A 21,252-nucleotide genomic window follows, 5' to 3' on the forward strand; every position below is an offset into this window, starting at 1 on the left:
ACGGTGTAAGGGGGTAAGGTGAAAATTAGACGTTTTTATGGCAAAGATATGCGCGATGTACTCAAACAGGTCAAAGATGAACTGGGCGGTGATGCGGTTATTATGTCAAATAAAAAGCATGCTGATGGCATTGAAATCGTCGCTGCCTACGACCGAGAGCCCGTGGCCAAACTCAAACCCCAGCAGTTGAAAAGCTCGACGGTAAAAACACCGACTTTAAGCGAAATAATAGGCGATTCGGGACCAGATAGCTTGCGCGCCCTATTAGAGAAACAGTCAAAAGTTTCTGCCCAGCCACAACGACAAACAGAAAGCCCCAGCCCCAAAGTTGCAGATAAGAAAGAAACGGCTTCTCACAAGCCTAGCGCTCTAACCAACGCTGACAGTGCAGCTATTGCTGAAATGCGTTCTGAACTGAGTTCGTTACGGAATATATTACAATACCAGGTCTCTGGCTTGTTACAGCAAGACAAAAACCGAAAACATCCTTTGCACGCTTATTTGGTTTCAAAATTAGAACAAATGGGTATTGCTACCCCATTGGCTGAAGAAGTGGTTTCTTATGCTCCTGACAAAGCAGACGAGCGCGAGGCGTGGGTATTTTTATTGAAGCTATTGGCTAATAGGCTGCAAACCAAGCACGATGACATTTTACTCAATGGTGGCGTTGTTGCGCTAATGGGCCCAACCGGCAATGGTAAAACGACGACTATTGCTAAATTAGCGGCCCAAGGAGCGCAAAAATATGGTGCTGATCAAATCGCTATAATTACCTTAGATAATTACCGCATTGCCGCCTACGAGCAGATAGCCACTTATGGCCGAATTATTGGATGTAGTGTTAAAAAAGCACAAACAAGTGAAGAATTAGCAGATTTATTATTTCAATATAGAAATAAGCGCCTAGTATTAATAGACACTGCCGGTTTTGGTCAGAGAGATGTTAGATTAATCAAACAGTTAGATACCTTAAATGCTGATGTGTGTGCTAATATTAAAAAATTCTTGGTTCTGCAGGCAAACTGCCAATATCAGGTGATACAACAAAGTATTAGAGCCTACAAACAAGTGTCGTTACAAGGGTGTATTTTAACTAAACTTGACGAGTGTTACAGTTTAGGCGAGGCCATCAGTGCCGTGATTGAACATAAGCTGCCTGTCTGTTATTTGACCAATGGGCAACGAGTACCGGAAGATTTGCAAATGGCTGATACAAAATTTTTAATAACCAGTGCTGCGAAGCTTTATAAAAAATATGGTTTAATTCATACTACGAGAAATGACGCACATAAAGCAGCAGTGGCAGTATGATTGAGGATCAAGCGAGTAGCTTAAGAAGAATGAATCAATCTAGATTAATTAAAGTAATAGCAGTGACGGGCGGTAAAGGGGGCGTAGGTAAAACTAACGTAACCCTTAATACTGCGATTTCATTAGCACAACAAGGCAAACGAGTCATGGTGCTTGACGCTGACTTGGGTTTAGCTAATGTTGATGTGTTATTGGGACTACGTGTTGAAAAAAATCTTTCCCATGTCTTATCAGGCGAATGTACTCTTGATGAAGTGCTAGTTGAGGGCCCCTACGGTATCAAAATCGCGCCGGCGACCTCCGGTAGTCAGTCTATGACTGAGCTGACTCCTACCGAACATGCAGGATTAATTAGAGCATTTAGCGAGCTGCAGTCTCAAATTGACGTATTGTTGGTTGATACCGCAGCAGGTATCTCTGATATGGTGTTAAGCTTTTCCAAAGCGTCACAGGACATTTTGATGGTGGTGTGTGATGAGCCAACGTCTTTGACCGATGCTTATGCTTTGATCAAAATTTTGAACAAAGAACATGGCGTTTTTCGCTTTAAAATTGTGGCTAATATGGTACGTACACCCCGTGAAGGCGATGAATTGTTTGCTAAATTAAGTAAAGTTACTGACCGTTTTCTTGATGTCGCTTTAGAATTAGTGGCGGTTATTCCGTTTGACGAAAATGTGAGAAAAGCCGTTAGAAAACAAAAAGCGATTGTCGATGCTTTCCCCAGTTCACCAGCGTCATTAGCTATTAGAAAACTAGCAAGAAAGGCAATCGATTGGCCAATACCTTCACAACCAGGAGGACATTTGGAGTTTTTCTTGGAACAATTAGTCAGTAAAAAAGCAGTGGGCGATAATCGGTGAATACTAAAGCCTCAGCTTATCAACAAATGACAGATAAGAATGAGCTTGTTGAACGTCATGCCCCTTTAGTTAAGCGCATCGCGCATCATTTGTTAGCGAGACTTCCGGCAAGTGTGCTGGTGGATGATTTGATTCAAGCAGGTATGATTGGTTTGCTTGAAGCATCCAGAAATTTTGATGGCAGTAAAGGCGCGAGTTTTGAAACCTTCGCCGGTATTCGGATCAGGGGTTCAATGCTCGATGAAATCCGCAAAGGAGACTGGACCCCCCGTTCAGTGCATAAGAATGGTCGCGCCATTACTCAAGCTATTCGTGAGGTAGAGCGTGAAACTGGCAGAGACGCAAGAGACGTCGATGTCGCTGAAAAACTTCAGGTTAGTATTGATGTTTATCATCAAATGTTACTTGAAGTTAACTCTGGTAAATTGATTGGTATAGAAGATTTAGGCGTAACGGAAGACGTTGTAAGCACGGAACAAACCAAAGGTTCGGACACTCCTTTTGAGGATTTGTTACAAGGTTCATTTCAAAAAGCGCTGGCTCATGCTATTACTACCTTACCTGAAAGAGATGCCATAGTTTTGTCACTCTATTATGATGAAGAATTAAACTTGCGTGAAATAGGTGAAGTGCTAGATGTTAGTGAATCACGCGTAAGCCAAATACATAGTCAAGCCATGTTGAAACTAAAGTCTCGCATGCAAGCTTGGCAAAATAACGATAATTAAATTTGCATTGAAGATGGGTTGAAACCCTTACCGGAGGTAGTTTTGGATAAGAATATGAAGATTCTTGTTGTTGATGATTTCTCAACCATGCGTCGGATTATCAAGAACTTACTTAAAGATCTTGGCTTTACGAATATACAAGAAGCAGACGATGGTAGTACTGCTTTACCGATGTTACAACAAGGTGATTTTGACTTTGTTGTAACTGATTGGAATATGCCCGGTATGCAAGGTATTGATTTGCTTAGAGCTATTAGAGCGAATCCTAACTTGAAACACATTCCGGTGTTAATGGTGACAGCAGAAGCGAAAAAAGAGCAAATAGTCGCTGCTGCTCAAGCTGGAGTAAATGGCTATGTCATAAAACCATTCACTGCAGCTACGCTTAAAGAGAAACTAGCGAAAATCTTCGAACGCTTAGGTTGAATTCAGAAAACCCTGATATAGAGGAATTGCTGTATGAAAACCCAAAGCGCGGTCAAAACACCAATCTCATTAGAAGAAGCTAAAAAATTAGTAGAGTTATTAGAAAAAGGCGACAACGAAGGTGCCAATGACCTCCTAGAAACAATTGGCGTACAAGACTCAGTAGAGCTATTTGCAGAAGTGGGTAAATTGACCCGTCAACTGCACGATTCGTTAAATAATTTTCAGCTTGATCCACGGATTGTTAATTTAACAACCGAAGATATACCCGATGCACAGGCCCGCTTAACCTACGTTATTCAGTCCACTGAAGATGCGGCCAATAAGACCATGGATCTGGTTGATTCATGTATGCCTATCGCTGAAAAACTTCATGAGGGGATCGCCACTTTATTACCAGAGTGGAATAAATTGATGTCCCGTGATTTGCAACTTGGGGAGTTTAACCAGCTTTGCAAAAATATGGATGCGTTTTTAAAGAGTGGAAGTGAAGACTCTGCGCAGTTAACTGGACTGCTTACAGAGGTACTAATGGCCCAAGGATATCAGGATTTGACTGGGCAAGTAATCCGTCGAGTGATTGAATTGGTCAAGGAAGTTGAAGACAACTTAGTTTATATGTTAACCATGTTTGGTGGCATTGAATCCAAAGACGTTAAACAACGTAAGGATAAAGCTAAGACTTCAGATGATCAGGCCGATACGATTAAAGCGGAAGGTCCAATCTTAGATGCTGAGTCTCGTGAAGACGTTGCTTCAGATCAGGTTGATGTTGATGATTTGCTTTCGAGTCTTGGTTTTTAGGGGTGCTACTGTATGGCTTTTGATGTGGATGAGGATATATTACAAGACTTTCTCGTTGAAGCAGGAGAGATCTTAGAACAACTACAAGAACAACTTGTTGATCTTGAAAATAACCCAGAAGATGCAGGTTTACTTAATGCTATCTTTAGGGGGTACCATACCGTCAAAGGTGGTGCAGGATTTCTATCTCTGACCGAGCTCGTTGATGTCTGTCATGGTGCTGAAAACGTATTCGACGTAATGCGTACAGGCCAACGTACACTCACTCCTGAACTTATGGATGTTATCTTACAGGCCACTGATGAAGTGGTAAAAATGTTTGATAGTGTAAAAGCCGCCCAGCCCTTAGTGCCCGCTGGCCAAGAATTATTAGATACTCTTCATAGATTGAGTCGCCCGGAGTCAGAAGACGAGGTGGCGATTGAGCACGACACAGTTGCCGACGACACGTCAGACCCCCTTGCGGTGGAAAGTACTAACCCGTCCGACTCTGATGATTTCAGTGAAGACGAATTTGAAGCTTTGCTTGACGAATTACATGGTAAATCAAGCGCTCCAGCTGCTAAACCAGCAGTCAGTCAACCGTCTAATCCAGCAAATGCTGATCAAGACATCAGTGATGATGAATTTGAAGCACTGCTTGATGAATTGCATGGCAAAGGCAAGTTCAAGGTGGAGGCAGAAGCAAAGCCTGCTGCCAAAAGTGTTGATTCAGCTGAAAAAGTAAGTAAAAAACCCCCAGCGAGTGATGAAATCAGCGACGAGGAATTTGAGGCCTTGCTTGATGAGTTACACGGTAAAGGTAAAGCACCTGATACCGTTGAAGCTGCTCAGCCACCTAAAAAAGAAACGCCTGCGCCAACAAAATCTGAACCGGTAAAAGCAAGTGCAGCAGTTAACAAACCAGCGCCATCAGTGGTTAAACCGGTTGAAAAAGCGAAACCTGCATTAGAGCCTGATCCCAAAGAAGATAAAAAATCAGCCGCCGCACCACAAGCCGAAACGACAGTCAGGGTTGACACTAAGCGACTCGACCAAATCATGAACATGGTGGGAGAGTTAGTTTTAGTGCGTAACCGACTCATCAGCCTTGGTATTAATACCAATGATGAAAGCATGTCGAAAGCGATTGCGAATTTAGATGTGGTAACTGGAGATTTGCAAGGCGCGGTCATGAAAACTCGGATGCAGCCGATTAAGAAAGTGTTTGGCCGCTTCCCTCGGGTTGTTCGTGATCTTGCTCGAGCATTGAAGAAAGAAATCACCTTAGAACTCGAAGGTGAAGAAACAGATTTAGATAAAAACTTAGTTGAAGCCTTAGCCGATCCCTTGGTGCATTTGGTAAGAAACTCGGTTGATCATGGTATTGAATCACCAGAAGATCGTAAAGCCGCGGGCAAGCCAAGTATGGGAACGGTTAAATTAGCAGCCTCTCAAGAAGGCGACCATATATTGCTTACTATCACAGACGATGGTAAGGGTATGGATCCTGAAAAGTTAAAAGAGATAGCCATAAAACGGGGCGTTATGGATGCTGACACGGCAGCCAGAATGACGGATGTTGAGGCGTTCAACCTCATATTTGCCCCAGGATTCTCAACCAAAACTGAAATCTCTGAAGTATCTGGCCGCGGCGTGGGTATGGATGTTGTTAAAACTAAAATTAATCAGTTGAACGGAACGGTAAAGATTGATTCAAGATTAGGTATAGGAACAACTCTTGAGATAAAAGTACCGCTCACGCTGGCAATTTTACCAACATTAATGATTGTTGTCGGTGAGCAGACCTTCGCCTTACCATTAGGTTCAGTGAACGAAATCATCAATGTGGATGCCAGTAAAACCAACACGGTTGATGGTCAACTTACGATGATAGTGCGCTCTAAAGCCATTCCATTGTTTTACTTAAAGGAATGGTTAACTCGAATTCCGGGCAAGCATACCCCAGTTGATAAAACCAAAGGCCACGTTGTGGTGGTGCAGATTGGTACAAAACAGCTTGGTTTTGTGGTTGATGCCCTGATCGGACAGGAGGAAGTGGTTATTAAGCCCCTTGATGAGCTGCTACAAGGTACGCCAGGTATGGCGGGTGCAACTATAACGAGTGATGGTGGTATTGCATTAATACTTGACGTTCCTGGCCTACTCAAACGTTATGCAACAAAAAAAGTGTAGTGACGGTAAGCTCATTTTACGGTTTTTAATATTACTTAAGGTTTAAATGGCATACCGAATTTTAATAGTGGACGATTCCACGTTTTTCCGTCGTCGTATTACTCAAATTCTTCAAGAAGATGCTGAGTTACAAGTGGTGGGAGAAGCTAAAAATGGTATGGAAGCGATTTCTTTAGCGCAAAGTCTCAAGCCGGATGTAATAACGATGGACGTTGAAATGCCCGTTATGGATGGCATCTCGGCGGTTAAGAAAATAATGGCCCTGTGCCCCGTGCCAATCATCATGTTTTCATCTTTAACCCACGATGGTGCTAGCGCTACATTAGATGCTCTTGATGCTGGCGCTGTGGATTTTTTACCTAAAAAGTTTGAAGATATAGCGCTGAATAGAAAAGAGGCCACACTATTATTACAGCAACGTGTTAAAACGTTGGCCCGCAAAAATCCCAACGTCCACAGCTCTGTTGTAAAAAGATCTTTTACTGACAGGTTTGAACCAAGGCAATCTTTAAGTTCGCTATCCAGTCGTAACGACCAACACGACAAATACAGTCATCCCTCGTATCCAAGCCATGCTAGCAAAAAAAGTTACAAATGTTTGGCCATTGGAACCTCAACCGGTGGGCCTGTTGCATTGCAAAAGATCCTTGTTGATTTACCGAGCTCATTTCCCTATCCCATTATCATGGTACAACACATGCCAGCAGCGTTTACAGAAGCGTTTGCAAATCGGCTAAATGACTTGTGTAACATTACGGTGAAAGAAGCTAAAAATGGCGATCTGCTGAGTCCCGGGACGGCATATTTGGCACCGGGCGGATGTCAAATGTTAGTCGAAGGAAGGCCTAGCTCTGCGCATATCCGAATTGTAGATGCTGATCGATACTCCGATATCACGTACAAACCAAGCGTTGACATAACCTTTAGGTCTTTATCAAGCGTTTTTGGTGGTGATGTACTTGGCGTTATCTTGACTGGAATGGGGGCTGATGGACGAGAAGGCTGTCGTGAACTCAAGTTACTTGGCGCAAAAATTTGGGCTCAAGATGAAAAGAGTTCAGTTGTATATGGCATGCCTCAGGCGGTTACGGTCGCTAATATTGCCGAACAAAATTATGATATAGAACACATGTCCCAACAAATTAAGTCTGAAATGCTTAATTAATACAACATGATATTGGTAAGTGTCTGTCTTGATTTTTTCGGGTGATTAAAATTAAGATTTTACAGTATTTATAAGGCGACAATTTTGATTGTTTGGACAGTTGCTAATCACAAAGGTGGAGTTGGCAAAACAACGACGACCGTGACTATGGGCGGTCTACTCGCACAAGCTGGCAAGCAAGTTATCTTGGTTGATACCGATCCTCAAGCGTCTTTAAGTTACTACTTTGGTGTTGATTCAGAGCAGTTAAGCTCGAGTCTTTATGATGTTTTCATCAGTGGCAAATCTTTAACGAGGGAAAATGTACTAGACTGTTTGTGTCCAACAAAGCTTGATTCGTTGTTTATATTACCCGCAACGATGGCGTTGGCTACGTTAGACCGAAAAATGGGTACACAAAATGGAATGGGGCTTATTCTTAAAAAGGCTTTGCAATTGATTAGTGACGAATTTGATTTTGCTATAATTGATTGTCCGCCAGTTTTAGGCGTATTAATGATAAATGCGCTGGCCGCTTGCGACAGGGTGATTGTGCCGGTACAGACGGAATTTTTAGCCTTAAAAGGCCTAGAACGAATAATGCACTCTATGGAAATAATGCAAAAATCACTCGATAAAACGTTCTCGTTTACAATCGTGCCCACGATGTTTGATAGAAGGGTTAATGCAGCTATCGAGTCTTATAGAAACCTGAAATTAACCTATGGTGATGGCGTTTGGCCCGGTGTCATTCCTGTTGATACCCGATTTAGAGATGCTAGCCAGGCCCAGACCCCGCCTTCTGTTTTTTCTGCCAAATCCAGAGGTGTATTCGCTTATGAAAAATTACTTAAATATATTTTAGATATGGATCATAAATCATGAGTGGTAAGCCCTTCGCTAACGAAGATGTCATGGAAGATTATATGTCAGCGTTGCTGACCGAAGAGCCTGTGATTGATTCCCTACAAAAACAGGCTATTTCAAGCTTGCTCGAAAAAGCTAAGCCTGTTCCTCGTAGTGAACCTTATGTGGCACCTGTGGAGACGCCTGTTGCCGAAGAAGCTAAAGTAATTGTTGAAAGTGTCGACATAAAAACCACAAACAGTGAAAAGAAAACTAAAAGAGTTGCAGCTCTGATACCAGAATCTGCATTTCAGGCCTTGTTTTTTGAAATATCCGGTCTGACCTTGGCAGTGCCTTTAACTGAACTAGGTGGTATTCATCAGATTGAAACGATTAACCCTCTGTTTGGCAAACCAAGTTGGTTTAAAGGGGTAATGTTGCATAAAGAGCAAAAATTTAATGTAGTTGATACGGCAAAATGGATAATGCCAGAAAAATCTGCTGAAAAACTGGCAGAATCTGCAAAATATCAATATCTTATACTATTAGATGATAGTGGCTGGGGTTTAGCTTGCGAGCGTTTGATAAGCACCTCAACCTTGCAGCCTGAAGATGTTAAGTGGCGAAGTGCAGATGCTAACCGACCTTGGTTAGCGGGCATGGTAAAAAATAAAATGTGCGCCTTGGTTAATGTGCAACAACTTGTTTGTATGTTAACGCAGGGATTAAGTAGTAACGAATAACCCTATCAGGGTGGAGCCTTTGCAATGAGTAATAACAAAAATCCAAGTAATAAAGTCACTGCTGGTGATGACGTTCTACAATGGGTCACCTACAAGTTAGGTGAAGAAACCTATGGAATAAATGTTATGCAGGTGCAAGAGGTCCTGCGTTACACTGAAATTGCACCAGTGCCTGGGGCGCCAGATTATGTGCTGGGTATCATTAATTTACGCGGTAATGTGGTTACCGTGATTGATACTCGCTCTCGTTTTGGATTGCCTTCATCTGAGATTTCAGATAACAGCCGTATCGTGATTATCGAATCAGACGAGCAAGTTGTCGGTATTATGGTCGATAGCGTTGCTGAAGTTGTTTACTTACGTTCTTCTGAAATCGACAGTGCCCCTAATGTTGGCACTGAAGAAAGTGCAAAGTTTATCCAAGGTGTTAGTAATCGTGACGGTCAGTTATTAATATTGGTGGATTTAAACAAATTATTAAATGACGATGAGTGGGACGAGATTACCAATATCTAAGGTTTAATGAGGGTAAACTTTATTTAAGAGAACTCATTGCAAGAGTTTTAGATAGAAAATCCATTAGTTGAATTAATCATGCCCCAGTTTTTAATTATGAGTGTCATTACAGGAATACTGTTCTTAATAAGCTGGGGTGCCATCGTTTATCTTATTATTCAAACCCGTAAACTTAAGAGTCAATTGTTGTTATTGCAGCAAATCAGCATGGCCAACGAGGTTAAATTAAAGGAAGTGGATGATGAGTTCCACGAAATTCATACGGGCAGCCAAGCTTTAGGCCGGAAAGTAAAAGAACTTGTTGTCAGTATCAAAGGCTTACGGGAGCAACATCAGCAGCTAGCTGAACAATATCCGCAAAGTCGCTTCTATTTAAACGCAGTAAAGCTCATCACTGACGGTGCTTCCCTTGAAGAAGTGATGCGGGAATGTGACCTGCCTAGAGCCGAAGCAGAGCTGCTCTTTAATCTGCATCAATCATAAAAATAATGACTCACTATTTGTGGCTACTACGCTAACATTGATCATCAACTGCGTGTTTATAGGTCATCGTGAGTGATGCAAAATCTGTTGCTGACTTTTATCACTTCCATCGAGGCTGACGCTTCTCCGTTTTTTTTACTTAAGTTGAATAGAAGCAACTAAAAAGAACTTAATTGTGGCGCATGCGATGCATCTTGATATTAATTACGTGTATACTACGCGGCCGTAAATTTCATCCGTATTATTGATTTAGAGGCGAGTTTTCATGCGCACAGATTATTGTGGCAACATCAATGCATCCTATATTGGGCAAACTGTAACCTTGTGTGGCTGGGTAAACCGCCGTCGCGATCTTGGAGGTGTTATTTTTATCGATCTACGCGATCGTGAAGGCATTGTTCAAGTGGTTTTTGATCCTGATTTAGCAGAGCTATTTGACGTTGCTAATAGTTTACGCAACGAGTTTTGTGTGCAACTCAGTGGCCTTGTCCGCCCTCGTCCAGCTGGTCAAGTAAACAGTGATATGTCCACTGGTGAGATTGAGATGCTGGGTAAATCTTTAACGATATTAAATAAATCTGCGCCATTGCCCTTAGATTGGAATCAAGAAAACTCCGAAGAGCAGCGCCTTAAGTATCGTTATTTGGACTTGCGCCGTCCTTTGATGAGTGACCGTTTAAAATTTAGAGCCAAAGTTACCAGCGCCGTTCGCAGCTTTATGGATAATGCTGGTTTTTTAGATATTGAAACTCCTATTTTGACCAAAGCGACACCTGAAGGCGCCAGAGATTATTTGGTACCAAGTCGAACACATAAAGGTCAATTTTTTGCATTGCCTCAGTCTCCACAGTTGTTTAAACAATTGCTGATGATGGCTGGAATGGATCGTTATTATCAAATTGTAAAGTGTTTTCGTGACGAAGACTTACGCGCTGATCGTCAACCAGAATTTACCCAAATAGATATAGAAACAACGTTTTTAGACGCAGCCGGCGTCATGTCTATTACTGAAAATATGATCCGTGATCTATTTCAAAAAATGTTAAACGTTGATTTAGGCGTGTTTCCTCAAATGACTTATGCAGAAGCGATGCGTCGTTTTGGTAGTGACAAGCCTGACTTGCGTAACCCACTTGAATTGACTGATGTTGCCGATTTATTAGCCGAAGTTGAATTTAAAGTATTCGCCGAGCCTGCCAATGATCCTAAAGGACGCATTGCTGTTATAAAAGTGCCAAGTGGCGCCTCCCTATCTCGTAAACAGTTAGATGACTACGCAAAATTTGTAGCTATTTATGGTGCTAAAGGCTTAGCTTGGATGAAAGTCAACGACCTAGCTGCAGGCATGGATGGTTTACAATCACCAGTACTCAAATTTTTGCCAGAGACTGCGGCACTGGCTATCGTCGAGCGCTGTGGTGCGCAATCAGGTGATTTGATTTTATTTGGTGCAGATAACAAAACTGTTGTTACAGAAGCCATGGGCGCTTTGCGTTTAAAGTTGGGCGAAGATTTAAACCTGTTGGAAGGCGAGTGGCGTCCATTGTGGGTTGTTGATTTTCCTATGTTTGAAGAGATTGATGGTCGCTTTTATGCACTTCATCATCCTTTTACCGCACCACGAGACCTCAGTGCAGAAGAATTAGCCGCTGATCCAGCTAATGCATTGTCGAATGCTTACGACATGGTTTTAAATGGTGTTGAGCTTGGAGGTGGCTCGGTACGTATTCATCAACAAGATATTCAAGCAAAAGTTTTTCAACTCCTTGGTATCAGTGATGATGAAGCACAAATTAAGTTCGGTTTCTTGTTAGAAGCCCTGAAATTTGGTGCCCCCCCTCACGCTGGACTTGCCTTTGGTCTTGACCGGTTGGTGATGTTAATGACAGGTGCTACTTCGATTCGTGACGTGATGGCTTTTCCTAAAACGACAACAGCAGCATGTCCTTTAACTAATGCCCCAGGCGAAGCGAATCCTGAGCAGTTGAAAGAGTTAGCAATTCAAACTGTCAAACCTGCCGTTGAAAAATAGTCAGCTTGGCGGTTTGTGAGTAGTCAATGGCGTATTCCTGAATCTGCCCTGATAGTCATATACAATATGGCTGGGCAGGTTTTGGTACTACAACGAAATGACGACCCCTTGTTTTGGCAGTCAGTAACGGGGACTCGTGAACAGGGCGAGTCACCTTTGCAAACTGCTATCCGCGAAGTGCGGGAAGAAACCGGTATTGATATTACTGCTTCAAATTATCAACTTGTTGATTGTAAGCAAACGAATCAATATGAAATACGTTCTCGCTGGCGTCATCGATACCCCCCAGATGTCAGTACCAATACGGAATATGTTTTTAGTGTTCAAGTCGTTAATGATCAGCAGATTATTTTGACTGAGCACAGTGCATTTTCTTGGCTACCAAAGGCGCAGGCTATAGAAAAGGTCTGGTCTGAAACCAATAAAGCGGCGATTGAACGTTTTGTCCCAAAGGTAGTTGATAATGATGATATGTCAGAGTAATAAGGGATTAAATGGCGATTATCTTAGGCATTGATCCCGGCTCGAGATTGACCGGTTATGGCATTATTAAACAGCTTGGGGCTAAAACAGAATATTTGGGTAGTGGCTGTATTCGTATGCAAGGTGATCCTCTTGCGCCAAGATTAAAACAAATATTTGACGGCGTCAGTGAAATTATCACGCAGTTTAGGCCTACTGAGTTTGCGATTGAGCAAGTTTTTATGGCTAAGAATCCTGATTCGGCATTAAAACTTGGTCAAGCACGTGGCGCCGCAATTGTGGCTGCTACATATCACAATCTACCGGTCGCGGAATATTCTGCCAGACAAATTAAACAATCAGTGGTGGGAAAAGGTAATGCGGATAAAAGCCAAGTACAGCATATGGTCACTTATTTATTAAAGTTAAGCGCCAGCCCACAGGCAGATGCTGCAGATGCGCTCGCCGTCGCGCTGTGTCATAGTCATACACAACAAAGCTTGATTAAGATGTTGGGGCAAGCGAGTAAGACAGTGCGAGGGCGCTTAAGATGAGCCTTGCAAACCTATTAACCAGCCTTTATCTAAGCTCAGCCATCTGCTAAGCGACAGGAATTATTATGATCGGCAGTATTCGTGGCATTTTATTAGAAAAACAAGCTCCAGAAATTTTAATTGAAGCTGGAGGCGTTGGTTACGAAGTGCAAGTCCCTATGACCAGTTTTTATCAATTGCCGGATGTGGGCCAAGAAGTTAGCTTGTGTGTGCATTTTGTGGTCAGAGAAGATGCTCAATTATTATTCGGTTTTGCTAATAAACAAGAAAGAGCTGTATTTCGTGAACTCATCAAAGCGAGTGGGGTAGGTCCTAAGTTAGCTTTAACCATCTTATCGGGCATGAATGCTGCTCAATTTATGCAAGCAGTGAGCCTTGATGATGTCACCGGTTTAACTAAATTACCCGGGGTGGGCAAAAAAACAGCAGAACGTTTGGTTATTGAATTGCGAGATCGATTGACAAAATTGTCTGTAGCTCCCAGCAATACCGAAGCGTTCGGTCGTGTATCGAGTCTACCTATCGAAAATACATTTTTACAAAGTAATGATGCCAAGGAAGAAGCCTTAAGTGCGCTAGTTGCCTTAGGCTATAAGCCTGCTCAGGGAAGTAAGGTTATCAACTCAGTGTATAAATCTGAGATGAGCAGTGAAGCCTTGATCAGAGAAGCATTAAGGGCAATGATTTAATCAAAAACTAATTTGCTTTTATAAGATATTCACCAACAATTCTGCTAACGTACTGAGCAGTAAACCCATTAACTTATCTCGTTAACCCGTGATATCAGTAACATTACCTAAGAATACACTGTAAAAACATGATTGAAGCTGACCGACTAATACAACCTGTTGCCAACAGAGAAGATGAACTTATCGACCGTGCTATTCGACCAAAAATGTTGGCTGACTACACTGGGCAAGATCATGTGTGCTCACAAATGGAAATCTTTATTGCCGCGGCGCGGCAAAGGCAAGAACCTTTAGATCATTTACTCATCTTTGGCCCTCCTGGCTTAGGTAAAACGACACTGGCTAACATTGTAGCAAATGAAATGGGCGTGGGAATAAAAACCACGTCTGGACCTGTCCTTGAAAAAGCCGGTGATTTGGCGGCTTTACTAACAAATCTTGAAGAAAATGATGTGCTATTTATTGACGAGATCCACCGCCTTTCGCCAGTTGTTGAGGAAATTCTCTATCCAGCTATGGAAGATTACCAATTAGATATCATGATTGGTGAAGGACCCGCTGCGCGTTCCATCAAGCTTGAATTACCTCCTTTTACGTTAGTTGGAGCAACAACGCGAGCCGGCTCATTAACCTCCCCTTTACGAGATCGTTTTGGTATCGTCCAACGCCTTGAGTTTTATAGTGTTAAAGACTTAACTACCATAGTAAAACGTTCTTCAAGCTATTTAAATTTGCCCATTGATGAAGCGGGTGCAATTGAGATTGCACGACGCTCCCGCGGTACACCAAGGATCAGTAATCGGTTACTCAGACGCGTACGAGATTTTGCAGAGGTAAAAGCCAAAGGAGAGATTACCGCTGAAGTCGCGTGTAATGCATTAGATATGCTAGACGTTGATGGAGAAGGCTTTGATTATATGGATAGAAAATTGTTGGTTGCTATCATCGACAAATTTTTAGGTGGGCCAGTTGGTTTAGAAAACCTAGCCGCTGCCATTGGAGAGGAGAAAGATACAATAGAAGATGTGATTGAGCCTTTTTTAATTCAGCAGGGCTTTTTACAACGAACACCTCGAGGGCGAATTGCGACACAAAGGGCGTTCTTGCATTTCAATCGTGATTACTCTCCTAGCTAAGTCAGCAAACCCGATAAAAATCCAAAAAAAAACCCACGAAATTCGTGGGTTAACAACAAAAACTGTTGAGGAAATATCCAGGGAACATGTTAGTCAACACAAATTGACTGGAGCATCTACAGACCGCTGTACTTAGAAGCACAACTGCCTTCAAGAAAACTGTGATTAGTATAAACGTAAGTTAATTGCCTACAACTGAAAAAAATTGTTTTTATTCATTATAAAAACTAATGCTAGACCTTTCATTTCTTCCTGGTTTACTGAAAAAAATGGCCTTCAAATCCTATAAAACATATGCATTACAATTACTTAAAATAGTTGTCTTATATTTAATCAATTAATTTAAGTAAGGTGGGGCTGGGTCTGTGAATTATATTTCTGCATTGAAATGCTGAATTGTAGCTACAACTTACAATGAACTTTTTGAGTTAAAGGGATTCAAATGACACTTATTTACAATTAACTATTTGAAAATTATCATAATAATTTTTATTGTAGATTTAATGTGTAAATTGCGTTTAATCAATCGTGATGCATAAAAATTCAAAATAACACGAGTTATAACCAGTTAAATTAAGGCGGTAACGAGTTATGGGGCATCAACATTCCATAAGAGTTTATTACGAAGATACCGACGCAGGTGGCATTGTTTATTATGCTAACTATTTAAAGTTTTTTGAGAGAGCCAGAACAGAGTGGTTACGTAATTTAGGTACTGAACAAGATGAACTGTTGGAACATTCCATAGGTTTTGTCGTCAAACGCGTTGAAATGGATAATCATGCGCCGGCTCGCTTCAATCAGTTGTTGTGTATTCAAAGCGAAATAGTAGAATTGAAGCGAGCGAGTCTGGTATTCAAACAAACCATCATAAGTCCAAGCGATACGCGCTTGGTTAGTGCAATAATCAAGGTGGCTTGCGTTAATTTATCATCGATGAAGCCGCAAGCAATACCAGCCAATATTTTAGAGGAATTCAAGCGTGTCGTCTGATTTAAACTTTTTTGACCTTTTTCTGCAAGCCAGCATATTAGTGCAATTTGTGATGTTATTACTGCTTGCAGTGTCGATTTTTTCTTGGGCTTTTATCTTTGAGCGCAGTAAGGCTCTGACTCATGCCCGTAATGAAATGAAAAAATTTGAAGATAAATTTTGGTCGGGCGTCGACCTCAATAAACTTTATCAAGAACTGTCTGCTCGGCAATCTATTCAGGGTATGTCAAGTATGTTCTGCGCAGGTTTTAAGGAGTTTGTCCGTTTACGTAAAACCACCTCAACTCCGTCGGAAGCGGTTATGGAGGGATGTTATCGGGCCATGCGAGTCGCCTTATCCAGAGAGGTGGATAATTTAGAAAATCGTTTACCGTTTTTAGCCACAGCAGGTTCGATAAGTCCGTATATCGGTTTATTTGGCACTGTATGGGGGATAATGAACGCCTTTATCGCATTGGGTGAAGTTCAACAAGCTACTCTTGCTATGGTTGCGCCTGGCATCGCTGAGGCATTAATCGCTACTGCAATGGGGTTGTTTGCTGCGATTCCGGCAGTTATTGCCTATAACCGTTTCAGTCATCAGGTCGAGAAACTCGAAAATAACTATGGCAATTTTATGGAAGAATTTTCGAGCATTTTGCATCGTCAGGCCTTAGCTGCAAACGCTGAGTCAGCCACACGCAGTAATAATCAAAGTAACTAAGGCTATTATCCTATGGTTGTATACACCAGAAAACGCCGTCGGCCAGTATCAGAAATTAACGTTGTGCCCTACATAGACGTAATGTTGGTTTTGCTTATCATTTTTATGGTTACAGCCCCTCTAATAACGCAAGGGGTAAAGGTCGATTTGCCAAAAGCAGAAGCGGCAGCGTTAGATAAAGACAGTAAGCCTCCGTTAATTGCGTCAGTTGACGCTCAGGGTAACTATTTTCTGAACATTGGCGATAGTCAAGAAGAGTCTATGTCAGCGGTTGATCTGGCGACTCTAGTGGCTGCACATTTACAGCTAGAGCCTCAAACACCCGTCGTAGTAAAAGGTGATGGAGCAGTGCCTTATAGTGAAGTGGTGCAATTAATGGTTTTATTGCAACGAGCAGGTGTGCCTTCAGTTGGTTTAATGACAGCGCCTCCTGAGAAAAAGAGATAGTGAACTGAAATGCAAAAATTTTCTATTCCTTTGTCTTTTTCTATCGCTTTGCATGCTGCGGTCGGAATTGTATTAACCTTGAGTATGAGTTTTACCCATCCAGTCTCAGAGGACCTAAGCCTTGATGCGCCGATTATCGATGCAGTGGTGGTTGATCAAAAAACGCTTGAAACACAAGTAAGGAAGTTAAAAGACGAAAAAACTGCTCAACGACAAAAAGAAGAACAGCGCGTTAAAGAATTGGAGCGTCGTGCAGAAGAGGCTGAGCGTGAGCGTCGTCAAAAAGAAACTCAAGTCGCTGAACTTGAAAAACAAACGCAAAATAAGCTAAATGAAAAGAAAAAGGCTGACCAAGCTGCAGTAGAGGCACGGGAGAAACAGCAACAGGAAAAAGCCAAAGCGGCCGCTTTAGAAGAACAGCGTAAGCGCAAAGAGCAGGAGCGAATTAAGGCTGACGAGCAAGCGAAAGCCGCCAAAGAAAAACGCGAAAAAGAAGAAAAAGCTTTGAAAGAAGCTGAGCGTAAAAAGCAAGAGGCTGCTGAGCAAGCGGCTCAAGAAAAGTTATTGCAAGAACAACTCCAAGCAGAACAAGCTACTCGTCAACAACGTCGAAATAAGCAAGTTTTAACTGAAGTGCAGAAATACGAAATTTTAATTAAGCAGACTATCCAGCGTAATTTAATTGTGGATGATGCAATGAAAGGAAAATCTTGTCGTCTAAATATTCGCCTAGCGTCGAACGGTTTAGTGACCCAAGTAAAAGAACTTTCAGGTGACGCGGTTCTGTGCAGAGCAGCTATCGCCGCAGTGAAAAAGTCAGATACACTTCCGGTCTCACCTGAGGCAGATGTATTTGAAAAATTAAGAGATATTAATTTAACAGTTGAACCAGGACTCTAATGTTTAAAAATAAAGTGCTTGTCTTTTTTGTCATTATTTTAGTCGCGAGCTTTAAAAGTATGGCGGCGCTAGAAATTGTTATTACTGAAGGTATCGATACCTCAAGACCTATCGGCATTGTGCCATTTAGTTGGGTAGGTGAGGGAGCAATGCCTGAAAAATTGACTAACACCATCGCGGCTGATTTAAAGCGCAGTGGTAAATTTAATCCAATTAATGTTGCTAATATGCCGCAGTTCCCTAGTTCGTATCGTGATGTTGACTATGGAGCTTGGGTCGCTGCAGGTGTTGAAGCCATTCTTGTGGGGAAGGTAGAGTTAGTAGGGATAGGTCAATACGCGGTTTCATTCGAGCTTATCGATGTGATCCGTGGGCAAATCACGGGCGGGCAAAGCCAAGTATTAAGCAATGGAAAATTGATTGCGAGTAATGACCAAATAATGGACGCTCGTCAAGCGACGATAGGCGGCAAGGAATTTAGGCAATATGCTCACCGAATTAGCGATGTGGTTTATGAAAAATTAACTGGGGAAAAGGGGGCGTTCTTGACCAGAATTGCCTATGTGATAGTAAGGGATAGTGCCACAACAGAATTTCCATTCCAATTAGTCGTTGCAGACTATGACGGCGCTAACGAAACGACATTATTACGTTCTAAAGAGCCATTGATGTCGCCTTCTTGGTCACCGGACGGAACTAAATTAGCTTACGTGACGTTTGAAAATAAGCGTCCACAGATTTTTATCCAAGATATCTATACAATGAGTCGTAAGCAAATGTCTGATTTTAGCGGCATCAATGGCTCTCCTGTGTTTTCGCCTGATGGTAAACAGCTAGCCCTAGTGTCATCGAAAGACGGTAACCCAGAATTGTATGTGATGGATATTGCGACAAAACAAGTACGTCGAATTACTAATGATCGCGCCATTGATACCGAACCAAGCTGGATGCCAGATGGTAAGAGTCTGGTATTTAGTTCAGAGCGGGGTGGTAAACCGCAGATTTATCGAGTAGATTTAATGAGCAATAAAGTGCGTCGTCTTACTTTTGAAGGCGATATGAATTTAGGGGGGACGGTTACACCAGATGGAAAACAACTGGTTTTTGTCAATCGTACCCGCGGAAATTATCATATAGCGAGACAAGATCTAGCCACGGGGAATATGCAAGTATTAACCAAAACATATTTAGATGAATCTCCTAGTATTGCTCCGAACGGGAGTATGATAATTTATAGTACTTTGCATGAAGGTAAGCAGGTTTTATCACTGGTTTCCCTTGATGGGAGGTTTAAGGCGCGGTTACCCGCAGCCGATGGGCAGGTTAAGGCACCAAATTGGTCACCCTTTTTGTTTTAATGTTCAACCTAATTGGTTTAGTTTAGATAAAAATAAGGAAAAAAAATGCAGTTCAATAAAGTTTTAAAAGGGTTAATCATAGCTCTACCTATTATGACTATGGTTGCTTGTAAGTCTGGTCCTACTGCTGAAGAAATTGAAGCTCAAAAAAATAAAGAAGCGGCAACTGCGCAAGCTGAAGCTGATCGTTTGGCTGCAGAGGCGCGCAATGCACAAACTCAAGTCGGATCAATGACTCCACTTGTCTCGCCTGCTGAAAAAATGAAAATGGAATTACAAGCATTGCAGGGTGAGCAAACTGTTTATTTCGACTTCGACCGTTCAACTATCAGCTCGGACTTTTATTCTGTGCTGGATAAGCATGCTGCGTTTTTAGTAAAAAATCCAAGCCAATCGATTGTTATTGAAGGTCACTGTGATAGCCGCGGTACGCCTGAATACAATATCGCTCTTGGTGAGTTACGTGCCAAGTCTGTGCAGACTTACCTACAAAATGCTGGCGTGAGCAGCTCACAATTGACAGTGGTCTCTTACGGTGAAGAAAAGCCGGTTGTTAGTGGTAGCACAGAAGCTGCATTTGCTAAAAACCGTCGTGGTGTCTTAGTTTATCAATAAAAAAGTAGAAAACATGATCAAACGCACGTTTGCGCTTAGTCTGTTATCAGTATACGGAGCCGCATTATTTGCGGCTCCTGCTCCTGTAGCAGACGTTACTAGCGGTAGTAATGACCAACGCATAGAAGCATTAGAAAGAATGTTTGCTACGCGAACTGAAGCTCAGCACAGACTGCAACAGCAGCTCGACGTGATGCAACAGGAAGTGAACGAATTACGTGGCAGCATAGAGTTACACAATTATCAATTAGAGCGGATCCTCGATAGACAACGGGAATTGTATGCTGAAATTGATAAACGGATGTCCAACCTGAGCCAGGCTCCCAGTGCTGCTCCCATAGAAACTGATGACAATGGTTCCTCTTCTGCTAACTCAGCTGTTTTATCTGAGAACGAGAATGAGGCGTACGACAAAGCTGTTAATCTGATTTTAAAAGATAAGCTTTATGACCAAGCCATTCCTGCATTTCAATCGTTTTTACAAACGTACCCCAATTCTAGTTATGCATCAAATGCACACTATTGGTTGGGCCAGCTATTGTTTAACAAACAAGATTGGGCAGGGGCAAGTGGTCAGTTTCAAGCCTTAGTGACGAACTTTCCCGATTCAAGTAAGCGAGCCGACGCTATCCTGAAATTAGGTATAACAGAAATAGAGCGTGCTAATTCAGCCCGTGCTAAGCAGTTATGGGAACAGGTATTGAAAGAATACCCTAATTCACCTTCAAGTAAATTAGCTGAGAAGCGGCTTAAAAATTTATAAGTCGCGATACTTTTTTGCAGTCTAAGCCACTTTTATTGGTTACTAATTGACTGAATTGTTTGCTTTTTCGGCAAACAAACCGAATATTTAAAATAAAACGGATTTTGACTTGCACTGAAGTATGGATTGAGTATTATATGCGCCCGTCGCAGTGAGGCGGAAGGAAAAGGGTCGTTAGCTCAGTTGGTAGAGCAGTTGACTTTTAATCAATTGGTCGCTGGTTCGAATCCAGCACGACCCACCACTTTCCTAAATTTATGATAAGAACGTTTTATCGTAAAATCACAAAAAGCGTTTCAATTAGATGGGTCGTTAGCTCAGTTGGTAGAGCAGTTGACTTTTAATCAATTGGTCGCTGGTTCGAATCCAGCACGACCCACCATCTAAATCTCTGTGTTAATCAGCAAAAATAATTAGAATATTTCTAAACCAGCAATAGCGTAAAGCACGTTTTATGATTCGCTAATGCTAAAGAACAATCTATCCTCCCTGCGTCTAAATAATTCTTCAAAAAAATCTTAAGTAGTCAAAACAAATCAGAAACGGGTGTACGAATTGGTA

The 21,252-nt window shown here is 42.0% G+C and carries 23 protein-coding genes and 2 tRNA genes; all 25 read left to right on the forward strand.

Annotation, left to right across the window (positions count from 1 at the left end; genetic code table 11):
* The first annotated feature begins 18 nt into the window (after nt 1-18).
* The 25 genes from flhF to ACEN2L_RS08445 all read left to right on the forward strand — a co-directional run bounded on the left by flhF (nt 19) and on the right by ACEN2L_RS08445 (nt 21,073).
* A complete protein-coding gene (flhF, locus tag ACEN2L_RS08325) occupies nt 19-1,311 on the forward strand; it encodes a flagellar biosynthesis protein FlhF (RefSeq protein ID WP_441743169.1) in 1,293 nt (430 codons plus the stop codon).
* A gap of 29 nt (nt 1,312-1,340) precedes the next feature.
* Nucleotides 1,341-2,174, forward strand: coding sequence for a MinD/ParA family protein (locus ACEN2L_RS08330; RefSeq protein ID WP_441743171.1), 834 nt, complete (start codon nt 1,341-1,343; stop codon nt 2,172-2,174).
* Nucleotides 2,171-2,902, forward strand: coding sequence for an RNA polymerase sigma factor FliA (locus ACEN2L_RS08335; RefSeq protein ID WP_306023893.1), 732 nt, complete (start codon nt 2,171-2,173; stop codon nt 2,900-2,902). Before ACEN2L_RS08330 ends, ACEN2L_RS08335 begins: the two co-directional genes overlap by 4 nt.
* 54 nt (nt 2,903-2,956) lie before the next feature.
* On the forward strand, nt 2,957-3,328 hold the full coding sequence (gene cheY, locus ACEN2L_RS08340) for a chemotaxis response regulator CheY (protein WP_441743173.1): 372 nt from the start codon (nt 2,957-2,959) through the stop codon (nt 3,326-3,328).
* 33 nt (nt 3,329-3,361) lie between these two features.
* A complete protein-coding gene (locus ACEN2L_RS08345) occupies nt 3,362-4,132 on the forward strand; it encodes a protein phosphatase CheZ (protein WP_306023891.1) in 771 nt (256 codons plus the stop codon).
* A gap of 12 nt (nt 4,133-4,144) precedes the next feature.
* A complete protein-coding gene (locus ACEN2L_RS08350) occupies nt 4,145-6,307 on the forward strand; it encodes a chemotaxis protein CheW (RefSeq protein WP_441743175.1) in 2,163 nt (720 codons plus the stop codon).
* A 46-nt stretch (nt 6,308-6,353) separates the two neighbouring features.
* Nucleotides 6,354-7,472, forward strand: a complete 1,119-nt coding sequence (locus tag ACEN2L_RS08355; RefSeq protein ID WP_441743177.1) for a protein-glutamate methylesterase/protein-glutamine glutaminase — start codon at nt 6,354-6,356, stop codon at nt 7,470-7,472.
* Nucleotides 7,473-7,556: 84 nt separating this feature from the next.
* A complete protein-coding gene (locus tag ACEN2L_RS08360) occupies nt 7,557-8,336 on the forward strand; it encodes a ParA family protein (RefSeq protein WP_441743179.1) in 780 nt (259 codons plus the stop codon).
* A complete protein-coding gene (locus ACEN2L_RS08365) occupies nt 8,333-9,040 on the forward strand; it encodes a chemotaxis protein CheW (protein WP_441743181.1) in 708 nt (235 codons plus the stop codon). The genes ACEN2L_RS08360 and ACEN2L_RS08365 overlap by 4 nt, the downstream gene beginning before the upstream one ends.
* A 24-nt stretch (nt 9,041-9,064) precedes the next feature.
* Nucleotides 9,065-9,556: a chemotaxis protein CheW gene (locus tag ACEN2L_RS08370; RefSeq protein ID WP_306023886.1), complete on the forward strand. Its 492-nt coding sequence runs from the start codon at nt 9,065-9,067 to the stop codon at nt 9,554-9,556.
* A 78-nt stretch (nt 9,557-9,634) separates the two neighbouring features.
* Nucleotides 9,635-10,039 (forward strand): DUF2802 domain-containing protein, encoded by a 405-nt coding sequence (locus ACEN2L_RS08375; RefSeq protein WP_441743183.1) that lies wholly within the window; start codon nt 9,635-9,637, stop codon nt 10,037-10,039.
* Between the two features lie 265 nt (nt 10,040-10,304).
* Nucleotides 10,305-12,071 (forward strand): aspartate--tRNA ligase, encoded by a 1,767-nt coding sequence (aspS, locus tag ACEN2L_RS08380; protein WP_441743185.1) that lies wholly within the window; start codon nt 10,305-10,307, stop codon nt 12,069-12,071.
* A 15-nt stretch (nt 12,072-12,086) separates the two neighbouring features.
* Nucleotides 12,087-12,554, forward strand: coding sequence for a dihydroneopterin triphosphate diphosphatase (nudB, locus tag ACEN2L_RS08385; protein WP_441743187.1), 468 nt, complete (start codon nt 12,087-12,089; stop codon nt 12,552-12,554).
* Between the two features lie 11 nt (nt 12,555-12,565).
* The gene (ruvC, locus tag ACEN2L_RS08390) at nt 12,566-13,087 is read left to right on the forward strand and encodes a crossover junction endodeoxyribonuclease RuvC (protein WP_306023882.1); all 522 of its coding nucleotides are present in this window, start codon (nt 12,566-12,568) and stop codon (nt 13,085-13,087) included.
* 65 nt (nt 13,088-13,152) lie between these two features.
* Nucleotides 13,153-13,776: a Holliday junction branch migration protein RuvA gene (gene ruvA, locus ACEN2L_RS08395; RefSeq protein WP_441743189.1), complete on the forward strand. Its 624-nt coding sequence runs from the start codon at nt 13,153-13,155 to the stop codon at nt 13,774-13,776.
* Nucleotides 13,777-13,904: 128 nt separating this feature from the next.
* A complete protein-coding gene (gene ruvB / locus ACEN2L_RS08400) occupies nt 13,905-14,912 on the forward strand; it encodes a Holliday junction branch migration DNA helicase RuvB (RefSeq protein WP_306023880.1) in 1,008 nt (335 codons plus the stop codon).
* A gap of 591 nt (nt 14,913-15,503) precedes the next feature.
* Entirely contained in the window at nt 15,504-15,905 is a 402-nt protein-coding gene (ybgC, locus tag ACEN2L_RS08405) for a tol-pal system-associated acyl-CoA thioesterase (protein WP_441743190.1), read from the forward strand.
* Nucleotides 15,895-16,608 (forward strand): protein TolQ, encoded by a 714-nt coding sequence (tolQ, locus tag ACEN2L_RS08410; protein ID WP_306023878.1) that lies wholly within the window; start codon nt 15,895-15,897, stop codon nt 16,606-16,608. The genes ybgC and tolQ overlap by 11 nt, the downstream gene beginning before the upstream one ends.
* 12 nt (nt 16,609-16,620) lie before the next feature.
* Complete coding sequence (gene tolR / locus ACEN2L_RS08415) at nt 16,621-17,055, forward strand: protein TolR (RefSeq protein WP_306023877.1); 435 nt, start codon at nt 16,621-16,623, stop codon at nt 17,053-17,055.
* 9 nt (nt 17,056-17,064) lie between these two features.
* Nucleotides 17,065-17,955, forward strand: a complete 891-nt coding sequence (gene tolA, locus ACEN2L_RS08420) for a cell envelope integrity protein TolA (protein ID WP_441743192.1) — start codon at nt 17,065-17,067, stop codon at nt 17,953-17,955.
* Nucleotides 17,955-19,313 (forward strand): Tol-Pal system beta propeller repeat protein TolB, encoded by a 1,359-nt coding sequence (gene tolB / locus ACEN2L_RS08425; protein WP_441743194.1) that lies wholly within the window; start codon nt 17,955-17,957, stop codon nt 19,311-19,313. The genes tolA and tolB overlap by 1 nt, the downstream gene beginning before the upstream one ends.
* A gap of 45 nt (nt 19,314-19,358) precedes the next feature.
* A complete protein-coding gene (gene pal / locus ACEN2L_RS08430; protein ID WP_306023874.1) occupies nt 19,359-19,928 on the forward strand; it encodes a peptidoglycan-associated lipoprotein Pal in 570 nt (189 codons plus the stop codon).
* Nucleotides 19,929-19,941: 13 nt separating this feature from the next.
* Nucleotides 19,942-20,691: a tol-pal system protein YbgF gene (gene ybgF / locus ACEN2L_RS08435; protein WP_306023873.1), complete on the forward strand. Its 750-nt coding sequence runs from the start codon at nt 19,942-19,944 to the stop codon at nt 20,689-20,691.
* A 168-nt stretch (nt 20,692-20,859) separates the two neighbouring features.
* Nucleotides 20,860-20,935 (forward strand) — tRNA-Lys (locus ACEN2L_RS08440).
* 62 nt (nt 20,936-20,997) lie between these two features.
* Nucleotides 20,998-21,073, forward strand: a tRNA-Lys gene (locus tag ACEN2L_RS08445).
* Nucleotides 21,074-21,252: the final 179 nt, after the last annotated feature.

This window comes from Flavobacterium sp. W21_SRS_FM6, assembly GCF_052119645.1.
GTDB lineage: Bacteria > Pseudomonadota > Gammaproteobacteria > Enterobacterales > Alteromonadaceae > Paraglaciecola.